General features: G+C 59.9%; 10 protein-coding genes and 1 riboswitch. Of the genes, 8 read left to right on the forward strand and 2 right to left on the reverse strand.

Annotated features, from left to right (window positions below):
* Positions 1-1,014 precede the first annotated feature (1,014 nt).
* The 7 genes from O9H32_RS21910 (at position 1,015) to O9H32_RS21940 (ending at position 9,721) form a co-directional block, all read left to right on the forward strand.
* A complete protein-coding gene (locus O9H32_RS21910; protein ID WP_269868258.1) occupies positions 1,015-2,592 on the forward strand; it encodes a M4 family metallopeptidase in 1,578 nt (525 codons plus the stop codon).
* A gap of 208 nt (positions 2,593-2,800) precedes the next feature.
* Positions 2,801-2,905: riboswitch (cyclic di-GMP riboswitch) on the forward strand.
* A gap of 388 nt (positions 2,906-3,293) precedes the next feature.
* Positions 3,294-5,987: a PAS domain S-box protein gene (locus O9H32_RS21915; RefSeq protein ID WP_269868259.1), complete on the forward strand. Its 2,694-nt coding sequence runs from the start codon at positions 3,294-3,296 to the stop codon at positions 5,985-5,987.
* 37 nt (positions 5,988-6,024) lie between these two features.
* Complete coding sequence (locus O9H32_RS21920) at positions 6,025-6,597, forward strand: uracil-DNA glycosylase (protein ID WP_269868260.1); 573 nt, start codon at positions 6,025-6,027, stop codon at positions 6,595-6,597.
* A gap of 473 nt (positions 6,598-7,070) precedes the next feature.
* On the forward strand, positions 7,071-8,162 hold the full coding sequence (locus tag O9H32_RS21925) for a nucleotidyltransferase domain-containing protein (protein ID WP_269868261.1): 1,092 nt from the start codon (positions 7,071-7,073) through the stop codon (positions 8,160-8,162).
* 15 nt (positions 8,163-8,177) lie between these two features.
* The gene (locus O9H32_RS21930) at positions 8,178-9,014 is read left to right on the forward strand and encodes a hypothetical protein (RefSeq protein ID WP_269868262.1); all 837 of its coding nucleotides are present in this window, start codon (positions 8,178-8,180) and stop codon (positions 9,012-9,014) included.
* The gene (locus O9H32_RS21935; protein WP_269868263.1) at positions 8,986-9,270 is read left to right on the forward strand and encodes a PqqD family protein; all 285 of its coding nucleotides are present in this window, start codon (positions 8,986-8,988) and stop codon (positions 9,268-9,270) included. The genes O9H32_RS21930 and O9H32_RS21935 overlap by 29 nt, the downstream gene beginning before the upstream one ends.
* Before the next feature lie 16 nt (positions 9,271-9,286).
* Positions 9,287-9,721, forward strand: coding sequence for a S24/S26 family peptidase (locus O9H32_RS21940; protein WP_269868264.1), 435 nt, complete (start codon positions 9,287-9,289; stop codon positions 9,719-9,721).
* Positions 9,722-9,849: 128 nt separating this feature from the next.
* On the opposite strand, the gene O9H32_RS21945 is transcribed toward O9H32_RS21940, so the two are convergent.
* The gene (locus tag O9H32_RS21945; RefSeq protein ID WP_269868265.1) at positions 9,850-11,640 is read right to left on the reverse strand and encodes an ABC transporter ATP-binding protein; all 1,791 of its coding nucleotides are present in this window, start codon (positions 11,638-11,640) and stop codon (positions 9,850-9,852) included.
* A gap of 318 nt (positions 11,641-11,958) precedes the next feature.
* Between O9H32_RS21945 and O9H32_RS21950 the strand changes: the two genes are divergently transcribed.
* Positions 11,959-12,363 (forward strand): VOC family protein, encoded by a 405-nt coding sequence (locus tag O9H32_RS21950; RefSeq protein ID WP_269868266.1) that lies wholly within the window; start codon positions 11,959-11,961, stop codon positions 12,361-12,363.
* A 129-nt stretch (positions 12,364-12,492) separates the two neighbouring features.
* Here the strand turns inward: O9H32_RS21950 and O9H32_RS21955 are convergent, their stop codons facing one another.
* On the reverse strand, positions 12,493-12,963 hold the full coding sequence (locus O9H32_RS21955) for a hypothetical protein (RefSeq protein WP_269868267.1): 471 nt from the start codon (positions 12,961-12,963) through the stop codon (positions 12,493-12,495).
* Positions 12,964-13,114 lie beyond the last annotated feature (151 nt).

Consider the following 13,114-nt stretch of genomic DNA (forward strand, 5'->3'; position numbering starts at 1 on the left):
CGTTGCATTCAGATTTTGGATACGTGCCGGGTCTTGCCGGCTCCTGCACTTTCTTACACCCGTCCTTCAGGCCGCCGGGTTCCCGCATGCCCCTTTACCTTGTCCGTTCGTAACTCCTTTCCCGAAAGATAGAAGAAACTATAGGCATGCTTCGCTTTCCTTACTCCAATGGACTATCCCCTTCCCTTGGGGAGCCGTATCTGAGACGCGCTCCGTCTGGATCTGGTTCGGTACCCTGGAAGTCTTATCCGTCCAGTGAGATCCGGGTAAGACTTTGGTAAGTCTCCACCGCGTTGTGTAGAACCCGGTTAAGACTTGAGTTCATCATACGTTAATATTTGAGTTTTGTAAATATTCAGAATATTTGATGAAATAGGCCCAAAGCCCGATTTTCCATCCCATTCTCCCCCATTCGAACGAGTTCTCCAGATTCCTCTCTCTTTCACAACTTGACAGAAACCGCTTACTTTCTCTTGCCAAGAAGCGTCTCCTTCGAGAATAAGAGTAAGCTGGCATGTGTAGGGAAGATAAAACGGCCTATTCCCCTTTGAATAGACGGCTATGACACTTTTTGTAATGTTGCCATAAACAATTTCCTCCAGTTATCCGCCAGCCTCCGACATTTGTCACGTTTAGCGCTGATTACATAATATTCCGCTCTTCGAGGGCCCAGCCCCCAAAGCTTGGGAACCGCTGTGACGCCGTCCCTCTCCATTTCGGATACATTGAATATGCTCCCCATGCCCCGTTCTGCCTGGTTTTTTGCGTGGGTAAGGCCAGTGAGGGCTCCAAAGCCAGGGTCATCCCAGGCTTAGGGGAGAAAAGGTGACATAAAATGAAAGAGAAAACCGCTTTTTCAAATCAACCTCGGGTCAATAGGACGGGGAGCCCCCTTTTTTACAATTTATTTACCTAAAATTATCTTAATATTCAGTTCTTTCGCTCTATTCTCCTGATTCGGCAGATCATTTACATTGAGGAGGCAATATATTCCAAATATTAGGAGTGGATCATGTGAAAAGAAAGTTAGCTTCCGTCGTGCTCGTCGCTTCATTATCAACCGCTGTAATCCCATCAGCCTTCGCGGCCTCTCCGGACGCAGAGGTTCAGTACTCCAAGGAATACAAAACGCCGGAGTTCATCTCTGGACGTTGGGAAGCGCCGCAAAGCCTTGGAAAAACCGAAAAAGTATGGAGTTATCTGGATTCCAAAAAATCCCTATTCTCTGTAAAAGGAGATCCGAAAGACAGCTTTGAAATTGTAGCCGAGCTGGCGGACCCGGAGAAGGATACATACCATGTGCGTCTGGCACAAAAATACAAAGGGCTGCGGGTGTTCGGGGCCGAGCAGACGGTCCACTTGCAGAACGCCGGCGGAGAAGCTTCTTATCTTGGCAAGTTCGTACCGGACCTCGACAAGAAAGAGGCGCTGAACAAGAAGCCGCAGCTATCCGCGCAGCAGGCTGTGGAGAAGGCCAAACAGGATGTAAGCGAAGCGGTAGATCCGCAAATCAAATTTGAAATTCCGCCCCAAGCCGAGCTCCAAATTTATGTGAACGGGGACGAAGCTTCCCTGGCTTATATTCTGGAACTGAACTTCCTGGAGCCGAAGCCGGGCCGTTGGCAGTATGTCATCGATGCGGTGAGCGGTAAGATTATCACGAAGTGGAACAAACTCGATGAAGTATCCGCCACAGGGATCGGGGTGAACGGCGATACGAAGACGTTCCAGAGCACATCCACGTCGTCCGGCTACACCTTGGTGGACGCCTCCCGCAAGATCAACACGTATACCCTCTCCAACCGGACAACCCTGCCGGGGACGATTCTCCGCGATACGGATAACCGCTGGACGGACGGGGCGGCTGTGGATGCGCATGCCAACGCTACCGCGACATTCGACTATTACAAGAATGTGCATGGGCGCAACTCCTACGATAACCGGGGGGCCGCACTGAATTCTTCCGTTCATTATTCCACGAGTTACAATAATGCCTTCTGGAACGGCAGACAAATGGTATACGGAGATGGGGACGGCAGCGTCTTCAAACCGCTCTCCGGCTCTCTGGATGTCGTGGCTCACGAACTGACTCACGCCGTGACCGAGTACTCGGCAGGCCTCATCTATCAGAATGAGTCGGGTGCCTTGAACGAGTCCATCTCGGATATCTTCGGCGCACTGCTGGACAGCGGCGATTGGCTGCTCGGCGAGGATGTCTATACGCCGGGTACCCCGGGAGACGCCCTCCGGTCGCTCTCGAACCCTGCCGCTTATGGCGATCCGGACCACTACAGCAAACGTTACACGGGATCGAGCGACAACGGCGGCGTGCATACGAACAGCGGCATCAACAACAAAGCTGCTTACCTGCTGGCCCAGGGCGGTACGCACTACGGAGTAAGCGTACAAGGCATCGGACGCGAGAAAACGGGCAAAATCTATTACCGTGCGCTGACTCTCTATCTCTCGGCTTCTTCCAACTTCCAAAATATCCGCCAGGCTACCATTCAATCGGCAACCGATCTCTATGGGGCAAACTCGGCTGAGACGGCAGCCGTTAAAGCGGCCTACTCCGCGGTAGGCGTGAACTAAGAAGAGCAGACGGGACAGCGGCAAGATGAATCGATGGCCTAAGGTTGAAATGAACGGCCTTTCGATCCCGCGGAAGCGGGAAAGGAAGGCCGCTTCATGATGGGGAGTCACCTTTGACCCAATAAGTCGAAATGTGTCGAAATAACAAATATTTTCCCGTTGACGATTTCATGAAAAATTCATATTATAAGTTTCATAGAACGACAACACACGTTCAAGGCAAACTTGTCGAAAGTCAAGGACGCAATGTCATGGGCCTAAGGTCTTACTTAAGTATGTTTCTTACATAAGAGTATGGCAGCCGACTGCATTCACCCACACACATACAGCAAAGGGGACATCAAGATTATGGTGAATTTCGTGTCGGTACTTCAAGGGTTGGCTTCGGTAGGCAAGGGGATTGGATTCGCCGTCATCGCGATCGGCGCAATGCCGTTCCTGTTCATCAAGAGCATTCAGTAGAACATCGGCGGCCATGCAGCCACTAAGTAGCTAGGCGCATCAATGAGGGAGGGGACCTAAGGGTCTCCTCCCTTTTACTATAGAAGAGTGGGATCCGCCCGTGCCGGATAAGGTATGAGAATGAGATGGCGGCAACATACTAGGCAGGATTCGCACAAAATAACAAGGGAGATCTTTCGTGCCGATATAGAGAGCAACTGGAAAGCGGAGTGCCGGCTGGGCTGGGAAAGGAGTGCGCGATGATCCCGGATTTGATTATGAATGTGGCAATACTTATGGCCTTTTTGTTCGTCTTCAGGCTGCTGCTTCCCCCGCGCCTGCCGGGAACCGAATGGACGCTGCGGGGAAGGCTCGCGGCGGGAGTCCTGCACGGCGTGCTTGGCGTGCTTCTCATGTTCTTTGGGGTGGAGCTTGAGGGCCGGATCCTGATCGACCAGCGGATGATCGCCCTGCTCATGGCTGCTTATTTCGGTGGGTTGCCCTCTGCCGTTACGGCCAGCGCCGTCATGATCGCAGGCCGGCTTGCCCTGCAGGGGGATATCGATAAGGTCATTCTCCTTTCGGCCGCCGTGATGGCTGCCACCGGTGTCGGTGCCGGTTGGATGGCTGAGCGTGTGCGCTCATTCTGGCGGCGCTGGCTGGCCGGTCTGCTGCTGGCCGCCTCCTTGAAGACAGGCTTCTTCGTGCTGCTGCTGGGATGGAAGGCTTGGCGGATTCTGCCACTGTATCTATCCGTTCTGGCGGGAACGGGGCTGCTCGTCGCCGTGTTCCTGCGGCAGATGGCCTTGGTGGAGGAGGAAAGCCGGCTCAATGCGTTCATCTCTAATCTCATCCGGAAGTTCAATGCTTCGGCGAGTACGAGCGACATCTATGAGATCACGCTCCGCGAGCTCTCGGAACTCTTCTCAAGTACGGCCGGAGGCGTGGTTCTGGTGGGGGAGAATCACTGCAAAGGCGTCTATTTGATGAAAGAAGGGGAGTTCTTTGTCAGCGGGTCGACCTATCCGATCTCCGGCTTCGGAGCTATGGACCGGATCAAGAATGGCGAGATCATGCTGTTCGCCGATTGGCGGCGGCATCGTCCGGGCGGGGAGGTCGATGACCAGATGTACCGGGATGGGGTGCTCTCCTCTCTTCACATCCCCCTGATCTATAGGGGGCGTACGGTAGCAATGATCAACTTGGGCTCGGGCCGCGGAGGGCATTTTGGGGCTCAAGACGTCCGGACGGCGGGCAAGCTGACCCCGCTGCTCTCCCTGATGCTCGCGCTGAAGGACGCGGAGGGCATGTTCCATTCCATCACCCAGTCGGGCTACGACGGCATCGTGCTCGCCGACAGCGAGTCGAACATCGTACTGTGGAGCAAAGGGGCGGAGAACCTGTTCGGCTACACGGAAGCGGAGGCGGTCGGTCAGCGGCTTGACATCATCATCCCCGAGTCTTACCGGGAGGCGCACTGGCTGGGAATGCAGAGGTACCTTCGCACCGGGGAGCGTCGGGTGATCGGCCGGGCCGTGGAGCTGGAGGGACTGCGCAAAGACGGCACCGTATTTCCGATCGAGCTGTCGCTCAATACCTGGCAGACCGGAGGACTGCTCTATTTTTCCTCCATCATCCGGGATGTGACGCAGCGCAAGCGCGGTGAGCGGGAGATTCTTCTGCTGAAGCAAGAACTGGCCGATACGATCCACAACCAGGAAGGACTCGTGCTCAAATTCAAGAAGATCGATGCGCGCTTCGTGTATACGATGGCCGATGGCATGCTCCTGCACCGCCTGGGCAAGACGCAGGAAAGCGTCGTGGGGAAGTCGCCGGAGGTGCTGGTGCCCACGTCCCAGCTCAGCTTAATCCTGCAGAAGTACGAACTAGCCTGGCAGGGAAGCCGCCAGCAGTTCGAATACAAGCAGGGGGGCGGCACGTTCTTGAAGTCGCTCAATCCGGTGCTGTCCGAAGGCCGGGTCGTGGAAGTGGTGTCCGTCATGAGCGATATCTCGCACCGTGTTGCTATGGAGGGGGAGCTGCAGGAGAGCGAGGAACGGTACCGCAAGCTGGTGGAGCTGCTGCCCGACGGGATCCTCGTCTACTCCGAGAACCGGATTATGCTTGTGAACCATAAAGCGGTGGAGCTGCTCGGCGCGCGCCAGAAGGAAGAGTTGATCGGACGGGATATACTCGACCTTGTGCCGCCGTATGCCCAGGAGCTGGCCCGGGAACAGATCCGGCAAGTGCAAGAGGAGAGGACGGCTGTGCCGCCCAGGGAGAAAACCTATCTGCGGCTCGATGGCCGGGAGCTGGAAGTCGAGGCGTCCTCGGCGTGGATCTCCTATAAGGGCAGGGGTGCCGTGATGACGGTATTCCGCGACAATACGGAGCGCAAGCGCGTCCAGGCCCAGCTTCTGGAAGCCAATGAGCGCCTGAAGAAGCTGTCGGCGCTGGACGGGCTGACGGGCATTGCCAACCGGCGTTCGTTCGACGAAGGCTTCGAGCGGGAGTGGGACAGGGCGGCCGCCTTGTCGGATCAGCTGTCGGTGATCCTGCTCGACATAGACTCTTTCAAGGCTTATAACGATACATACGGCCACCAAAGCGGCGATGCTTGCCTGCGCCGGGTCGCCGTGACGCTGGAGGCGCTGGCCGAGCCGCGGGGGTACCTGGCGGCTCGCTACGGAGGCGAAGAGTTCGTGTGCCTGCTGCCCGGAAGAGGTCCGCAGGAGGCGCGCCAGTTTGCCGTAGAAGTGTGCGAGGCGGTAAGGGAGCTGGGGATTCCGCATGTGAAGTCCCAGGCGCTGCCCGTCGTTACGGTCAGCGTCGGTGCCGCTTCCGCGGTCGCAAGCCCCCTCTCAAGCGGCAGGGAGCTGGTCGAGCAGGGGGACCGTGCCCTCTATGAGGCTAAGCTCGGCGGACGTAACCGGGTGGTACTCGCAGGCGGATGAGCAGGGCGGCTCTACAAGGAAGGAAAGGAAGAGAGAGATGAACAGCTGGACACCATCGATTCTGCCGGAAGAGGAGGCCCCGGCCGGGGCCAAAGACTGCGCGGGGTGCGAGCTTGCGCAGCAGCGGACCCGGGTGGTCTGGGGCGAGGGCAATCCGGATGCGCCGCTCTTCATCCTGCTCGACAATCCGGGAGCGAGGGAGGACCGGGAGGGGGAGGCTTTCCTCTGCGGTACGCGGGAGACGCTGCAGGAAGGGCTGGCGGCTGCGGGTATCCCCCGGGAGGCCTTCTTCGTCAGCTATCTGCTGAAGTGCCGCCCCCTGCGGGCCTATGACAAAGAGGCTGCGCGCCATGCCTGCCGTCCGCATCTGGAACTGCAGCTCGATGAGAAGCAGCCCCGGATTCTGCTGGCGCTCGGCAATGTCGCCGTGCAGGGATGGTTCGGGGATCCGGAGGCGGATGTGAAGTCGCTGCGGGGGCGCTGGCATCAGGTGAGGGGCATATGGACCGCTGCGGGCTACCATCCGCTCGCCGTCAGACGCAGGCCCGTATTGAAGCGGCTGCTGGCCGAGGATTTGGAGAGGGTGGCCGCAAAGCTCAAGGAGTTGTGAGGAGTCAGTGAAGGACAGAGGCCCCGGGGTAAGGGGCGTAGGATCAGAGCTTTCATGCGAAAGGGCATGAGGGCTTTTTGGCGCTGCAGCCCCCTGGGCGGGAAATTCGACAAGAAATTTGATACAATGCGTACCATTTATGTGTCCGTGTCACTCGGGCCAATTTTTTGAGACTTTACCTGATACGATTTGTATCCTATAGTTTCTCGTGGGAGCAAGTCTCCCCTATCTAATACGAAGAGGTGATTCTATGAACAAGCAGCCGTACACCGCCCCGCTGATCGTGGAGCAGCAAGACATCACGTTCGAGACGATTCCTTCGCACGTTTGCAGCGGCCCTGCCGGCGATAAGAATCCTCACTGCGATTAGACATCCGCAAGGCGGAGGCTCTCCGCCGCACGGACCTGCTTATGCATGCCAGAACTACAGTCCGGCTGAAGTGCCGGGCTGCCGTTCCGGGGGAGGGCTGTCCATGATAACTGCGTTACTTCGTTCCCTATATACGGAGCATCTCCACTGGCCGGCAGAGGAAGACAGGCAGCAAGCGCTGCTTGCCGATGCCGCCTTCTTCTCCTTGTCATCCTATCTCTATCATGAGCTGAAGCGAAGCGGACAGTGGTCCCGGCTGCCGGCTTATTCTCAAGGCGCCCTGAAGAACAAGGCCGACCGTGTCTTGTACCACAGCCTGCTGATCCGGCGGGAGCTTAGCGGGCTGCTGGCCCGCTTTGAGGAGGCGGGCGTCCGGGTCATTCCGCTGAAAGGCGTCCGGCTCGCCGAGCGGTTCTTCGGCCATGCTGCCGCAAGGCAGACAAGCGATATCGATCTGCTCGTCCCGCCCGATGAGATGGAGCGTGCGGTCGCCTGCGCGCACGCCGCCGGGTTCCTGGAGAAGGATGAGCTGGAGATTCACCATATTTCCTATTATAAAAATCTTGGAGGCCGTAAGCTTGGGGTGGAGCTGCATCACAGCATCGGCTTCGAGACTACGGCGGACATCGATATCCCCCGTCTATGGGAGCGATCGGAGCCAGCGGATGGCTTCGCTTATGTAAGGGAGCTGCCGCTGCAGGAGACCTTCTATACCTTATGTCTTCATGGTCTCAAAGACCGGATGACCTACAAGCATCTGATCGATATCGCACACCTGCTGGAGCATTATGGAGAAGAGCTGCGCTGGGAGGAGCTGTGGCGGACCGCTTCCCGCGAGGGAACGAGGCGGCGCCTGCTCACCGCGCTGGCCCTCGTCTACCGCCTCTATCCGCAGATGGGCGAGCGGTATCCGCTGCCGGATAAGGCCCCGGCCGTGTTCTGGAGCGAGCGGCTCGTCCGGGATTACATGCGGAAGCGCCAGAATGCAGGTTATTACGCTTATCTGCTCCTGTTCCCTTTGCTCTATATGGACACGGCCAAGCAGCGTGCCGCCCACCTGCGCCATGTATTCCTGCCTCCCCGTACCGCCGCCCCGGTACAGCATGCAGGCCGCCGGGGAACCGGGCGGTTCCAAGACGTGCTGCATCTGTACAAATACCGTGTGAGCTCCCTGCTCAAACGGCGAAGCCCATAAGAAGGGAGAACCCGTATGCCTATGCAGACCCTCTATATTACGATTGCCGAGCATCAGCTCGTGATGGAGCTGCCTTCCGGCCCGCTGCTGGATTGGGCGGTTCCCAAATTCTCCGCCTCCGTCATCCCCCCGTTATCCTCCAAGACGGAGCAGCCCGACCTGCATGTTACGGTAAGCGCCCCTTATGGGCAGCCGTTCCGGGGGTATGACGTGGAGATCGCCCGGGATGAGACCTCGATCCGCTACGACCGCGGCGATTATCTGCTCACGGTAAGCCGTGACTTCCGCCGCGCGGAGGTGGCGGTCTACGACGACTTTGCCTTGAATCACGCGCTGATGCTGCTCTACAGCGGATTCATCGCCTACCGCGGATGGGGGCTCATGACCCATGCCTCGTGCATCGCGCAGGGATCCTCCGCGTATCTCTTCGCAGGACAGTCCGGCGCCGGCAAATCCACAGCCGCCCTGCTGTCCCGCCCCCGCCCCGTGTTATCGGACGAAGCGGCCTTGATCCGCGTCGCTCCGGATGGAATCCGGGTGTACAACTCCCCGTTCCGCAGCGATTCGGTCTGGGATGCCGACGAGCGCGGCATGAGCTGTGAGCTGAAGGGCTACCACCTGCTCCGCCAGTCGCTCGAGATCAAGCGGGAGCCGATCCGCTCCTCCGAGGCGATGCTGTATCTGATGCGGACCATTTTCTACTGGCATTTCGATCCGCAGGAGACGGCCAAGGTGATCTCCATGTGCCGGACTTTCGCGGAGAAGGTGCCGTTCTACGAGCTGTATTTTCAGAAAAACGATAAGTTCTGGGAGGAGATATCCGATGAGCAGCCTGCTGCAGAGTACGTATAAAAGCGCTCCCCACCTCGAGGGAATGGAGATGGACGGCGAATTCCTTATCATGGACAGCGCCTCGCTCCGCGTCACGAAGCTGAACCCGATGGGGGGGCGCATCTGGACCCTGATCGGACAGGGAGCGCCGCTGGCGACGGTCGTGGAACGGATCGAAGCGGAGTACGATTCCGGGGGGGCGGATGTGCGCCGCGATGTCGAGCGCTTCGTGGATAGCCTGCTCACTGCCGGCCTGATCGAATATGCGGCAGGCTGACCCGTCGGTCCTGTCGATGCTCGGACGTCTGGCCGAGGCCGGCCGTGACATCGAACTGCCTTCCCGGGGGGACAGCATGTTCCCGCTGATCCGCGGGGGCAGCCGCTGCACATTCAGCCCCCTCCGGCCGGAGGACCTGCGTCCGGGGGAGATCGTGCTGTTCCGCGGGGCCGGCGGCGAGCTCATCGGCCACCGCTACTACGGCCGGACGGCCGACGGCTCTCTGCTTTGCCGGGGCGATGCGAATGTGCGCTTCGATGCGCCGGTGCCCGGGAGCGCGCTGCTCGGCCGCCTGACAGCCATCCGGCGCGGTTCTTCGCTGCGGCGCCCGGACCGGGGCGTCTGGCGCTGCTGGGGCGCCATGGTTATGAACATGCGCTGGATTCCAGCGCTGGTACGGCGCATACTGCGCATCCAAGAGGCTCTTCGCCGCAGGGTTACCCCCGGCTGAGGAAGGGCTTTCTTGGCGTTACGGGTTTCGCGCCGGCGCACCTGGCGCCTGAAGGAACGCCAAACCGCCGTACCCGGCTTAGGGGTACGGCTATTCGTTCGCAAGCAAGCGGCGAAAGCGGAGGAGACTCAGCCGGACAGTGCGCCGAAGGCCTCCGCTTTCATGGCCTGAAGCTGCTTCTCGTACAGCTCCCGGTATAAGCCGGAACGCTGCAGCAGCTCGCCATGGGTTCCGCGGTCTACGATCCTGCCCTCGTCCATGACGAGGATCTGGTCCGCCCGGACCACCGTCGCCAGCCGGTGGGCGATAATCAGGGTGGTCCGCCCCTTCATCAGCGTATCGAGCGCGCCGGTGACCAGCGCTTCCGACTCGGCGTCGAGGGCCGAGGTGGCTTCGTCGAGGATGAGAATCCTCGGATTCTTGAGCAGGGCGCGGGCGATCGCGATCCGCTGCTTCTGGCCGCCGGAGAGCCGCAGGCCCCGCTCGCCGACGAGGGTCCCGTAGCCTTCCTCCCAGGCGGAGATGAACCCGTGGGCATTCGCGGCGGCCGCGGCGGCTTGCACTTCCTCGGGGGACGCCTCCGGACGGCCGTAGGCGATGTTCTCGTACACCGTTCCCGAGAACAGGATATTGTCCTGCAGGACGACGGCCATATGCCCCCGGGCCTCCTCCAGCCGGTAGTCCCTCAGGTCGCCCCCATCGATCAGAACGCGGCCGTCCCGGGGATCATAGAAGCGGGGCAGCAGCTGGACGAGCGTAGATTTGCCCGCCCCGCTGGGACCGACGAGCGCGACCACTTCACCCGGCCGGGCATGGAAGGAGATGCTGCGGAGCACCTCACGGCCGGGTTCACCGCTCTCCGCCGCAGGGTAGCCGAAGGAGACCTCCTCGAAGCGGATGTCCCCTTGGCAGGCGGTCATCGGCCGGGCCCCGGGCTTGCTGCGGATGTCGGGCTCCGTGTCGAGCACTTCGAAGATGCGCTCCACGTGAGCGAGCGCATTCTGGATCGTGACGTTGAGCTCCGAGAACCGGTAGATCGGCCCGTACAGCTGGCCAAGGTAGGCCTGGAAGGCGATCAGGCTGCCGAGCGTCAGCTCGCCGCGCAGGACGAACAGGGCCCCGGCGAACCAGATGAGCCACTTGCCGGCATCGCTGTAGGCCTGGTTCATCCGGCCGAAGAGGTTCGAGAGCAGGAAGGCGCGGCGCGCCTGCTCCACGTGGGCGGCCGACTGCTCCTCGAAGCGCTGCCGCTCGGTCTCTTCGCGGCCGAAGGCCTGCACGATCCGCACGCCGGATAAGCGCTCGACGGCGTCGCCGGACAGCTTCTCCATCTTGGCGTGGACCTGCCGCCAAGCGGTGCGGATGGTGCCGTTGAACCGGCGGAACGTCAGGTAGTACAGCGGCAGAATGGCGAGGCAGAGCAGCGCCAGCTTCCAATGCAGGTAGAGCACCATGATGCCGGCCATGAGCACGATCAGGGCATCGACGATGAGCTGCAGCGCTCCTCCGCTGATGAGCTGCTGGGCGCCTTCGACGTCGGAGGTGAGGCGGGAGGCGACGGCTCCGGCCTGGCGGTTGTCGTAGTACCCCGGAGAGAGCGTCTGCAGATGCCGGTACAGCCGGCCTCTCAGATCGCGGACCATCCGGACCCAGAGGCCGGCTGTGGCGAGCCCGCGCAGGAACTGCAAGCCGATGCCGAGGGCGAAGGACGCGCCGAGGAGGGCCATGGCCTGCCCGAGCGTCCAGGTGCCGTCGCGGCGGATCAGGATATGGTCGATGATGACTTTGCTCATCCACGGAGTGACGAGCGACACGCCGAGCTGCAGGATGCCGATCCCGACGATGGCTCCGATGAAGGGCAGGTGCGGGCGGAGAAACGGAAGATATCTTCGGGCAAGCGCCCACTTGGTTCGCAGCATGGCAGAGCCTCCGTAAATGGTATTGAACTGAGTGTCGGCCCGTGCCCCGGGCCATGGAGCTCCGCAGCGAGGCGGAGTGCCAGCTCCTATTGTATCCTATAGGGGAAGCGGGTTCGACTCCCGCGATGAACAACGGGCATGATCTAAGGGGCTTACGGTCCCAAACCATTCGTAAGGAGGCAGGTTCTTGAGGCGGCCGGGCCTTCCGTTACGTCAGGATTTTCCTTCAATGAGAAAGGATGGGGATAGCGAAGGCGAATCCCGGGAACGATGAGCAAGGATGAACGGAACAAGGACAAGTAGGGAGGAGTAGAGAAGATGGCGGTACTGCGGCCTTATTTGTACGGAGGGGATGTCCGGGAACAAGCGGCATTCTATGCCGGTGCCCTTCAGGGGGAAGTGAAGAGCGTGAGAACCTACGGAGAAGGAGGATTCGGTACCGAAGAGACCAGAGACAAGGTCATGCATCTGGAACTTCAGGCGGCCGGGCTGTTGTTCTACCTGGCCGATAGCGTAACGGGCACGGTGGAGAGGGGCAGCGGGCTGGACCTCAATCTCGAATTCGTGTCAGAGGAGGAGGCGCGCAGCGCTTTCGAAGGCTTGTCGGCCGGCGGGGAGGTGCTGATGCCCCTCGCGCCGATGTTCTGGGGCGCGCTCTTCGGCCGGCTCAAGGATCCTTACGGGGTCCAGTGGCAGATTTCCACGCCCCGGCAAGGGCAGTAGTCTGCGCACAGTGCATGCACGGCATGGCACCAAAAAGCACGGAGCCCTCAGCTCCGTGCTTTTTGGTGTGGGTAGACGGTGCTGATCCCGCCGCTCTCCGCGGAGCGCCCAGCCTTCCGTCCTGGACGGTCAGCGTCTCGAGAAGCCTTCTTCCTTGAGATACTCCGCTGCTTCTTCGTAGGTCTCGTAGGCGGATTCAAGGTTTAGTCCGGCATAGACGTACCACAGCTCGTCTTCATACACGAGCGAGAGAGTCTGGCCTTCGGCATTCATCCAGCGTTCGTCCCGGGAGCTGGCTCCCACGGCTTGTTCGGCAGCGGATTTGGGTGCAAGGGATTGGATGGAGGCCTTGATCAGCCCGCGCAGCGCCTCTTCCTCGTAATCCCGGATATTGACCAGTCCGCGATCGTCGGTCTCGTGGCCGTCCATCGCGCCCGCGTAGACGAATCCGTTGCCGTTCGGATGCAGGTGGTAGACGACGACCTTCTTCTCGTGGGCGCTCTCGTCGTAGTGGAAGTTGATGCGCCCGAGGGACACGTCTTTGCGTTTCAGTTCTGGGAAGCTCTCGATCACCGCGAGCTTTTGTTCAAAAGTCAGCATGGATTCCTCCGCCGGTTCGTTAGGTTAGTTGGTGCAGACTCCCATTATATCATATCCGCTGCCGCTTGCCGCAAAGCCGGTGGTGCCTGTCCGTTTCGCCTGTCCGCAGACGGGTTAATACTGTTATGCAACGGCACGAAGCAGCAGTGCT

Source organism: Paenibacillus caseinilyticus (genome assembly GCF_027533645.1).
GTDB classification, from domain to species: Bacteria; Bacillota; Bacilli; order Paenibacillales; family NBRC-103111; genus Paenibacillus_G; species Paenibacillus_G caseinilyticus.

Excerpts from the sequence above, each read along its gene's own strand:
- O9H32_RS21955 (WP_269868267.1), bottom strand. The coding sequence starts at position 12,963 with ATGCTGACTTTTGAACAAAAGCTCGCGGTGATCGAGAGCTTCCCAGAA.
- O9H32_RS21930 (WP_269868262.1), top strand. The coding sequence starts at position 8,178 with ATGCCTATGCAGACCCTCTATATTACGATTGCCGAGCATCAGCTCGTG.
- O9H32_RS21925 (WP_269868261.1), top strand. The coding sequence starts at position 7,071 with ATGATAACTGCGTTACTTCGTTCCCTATATACGGAGCATCTCCACTGG.
- O9H32_RS21920 (WP_269868260.1), top strand. The coding sequence starts at position 6,025 with ATGAACAGCTGGACACCATCGATTCTGCCGGAAGAGGAGGCCCCGGCC.
- O9H32_RS21940 (WP_269868264.1), top strand. The coding sequence starts at position 9,287 with ATGCTCGGACGTCTGGCCGAGGCCGGCCGTGACATCGAACTGCCTTCC.
- O9H32_RS21915 (WP_269868259.1), top strand. The coding sequence starts at position 3,294 with ATGATCCCGGATTTGATTATGAATGTGGCAATACTTATGGCCTTTTTG.
- O9H32_RS21945 (WP_269868265.1), bottom strand. The coding sequence starts at position 11,640 with ATGCTGCGAACCAAGTGGGCGCTTGCCCGAAGATATCTTCCGTTTCTC.
- O9H32_RS21950 (WP_269868266.1), top strand. The coding sequence starts at position 11,959 with ATGGCGGTACTGCGGCCTTATTTGTACGGAGGGGATGTCCGGGAACAA.
- O9H32_RS21935 (WP_269868263.1), top strand. The coding sequence starts at position 8,986 with ATGAGCAGCCTGCTGCAGAGTACGTATAAAAGCGCTCCCCACCTCGAG.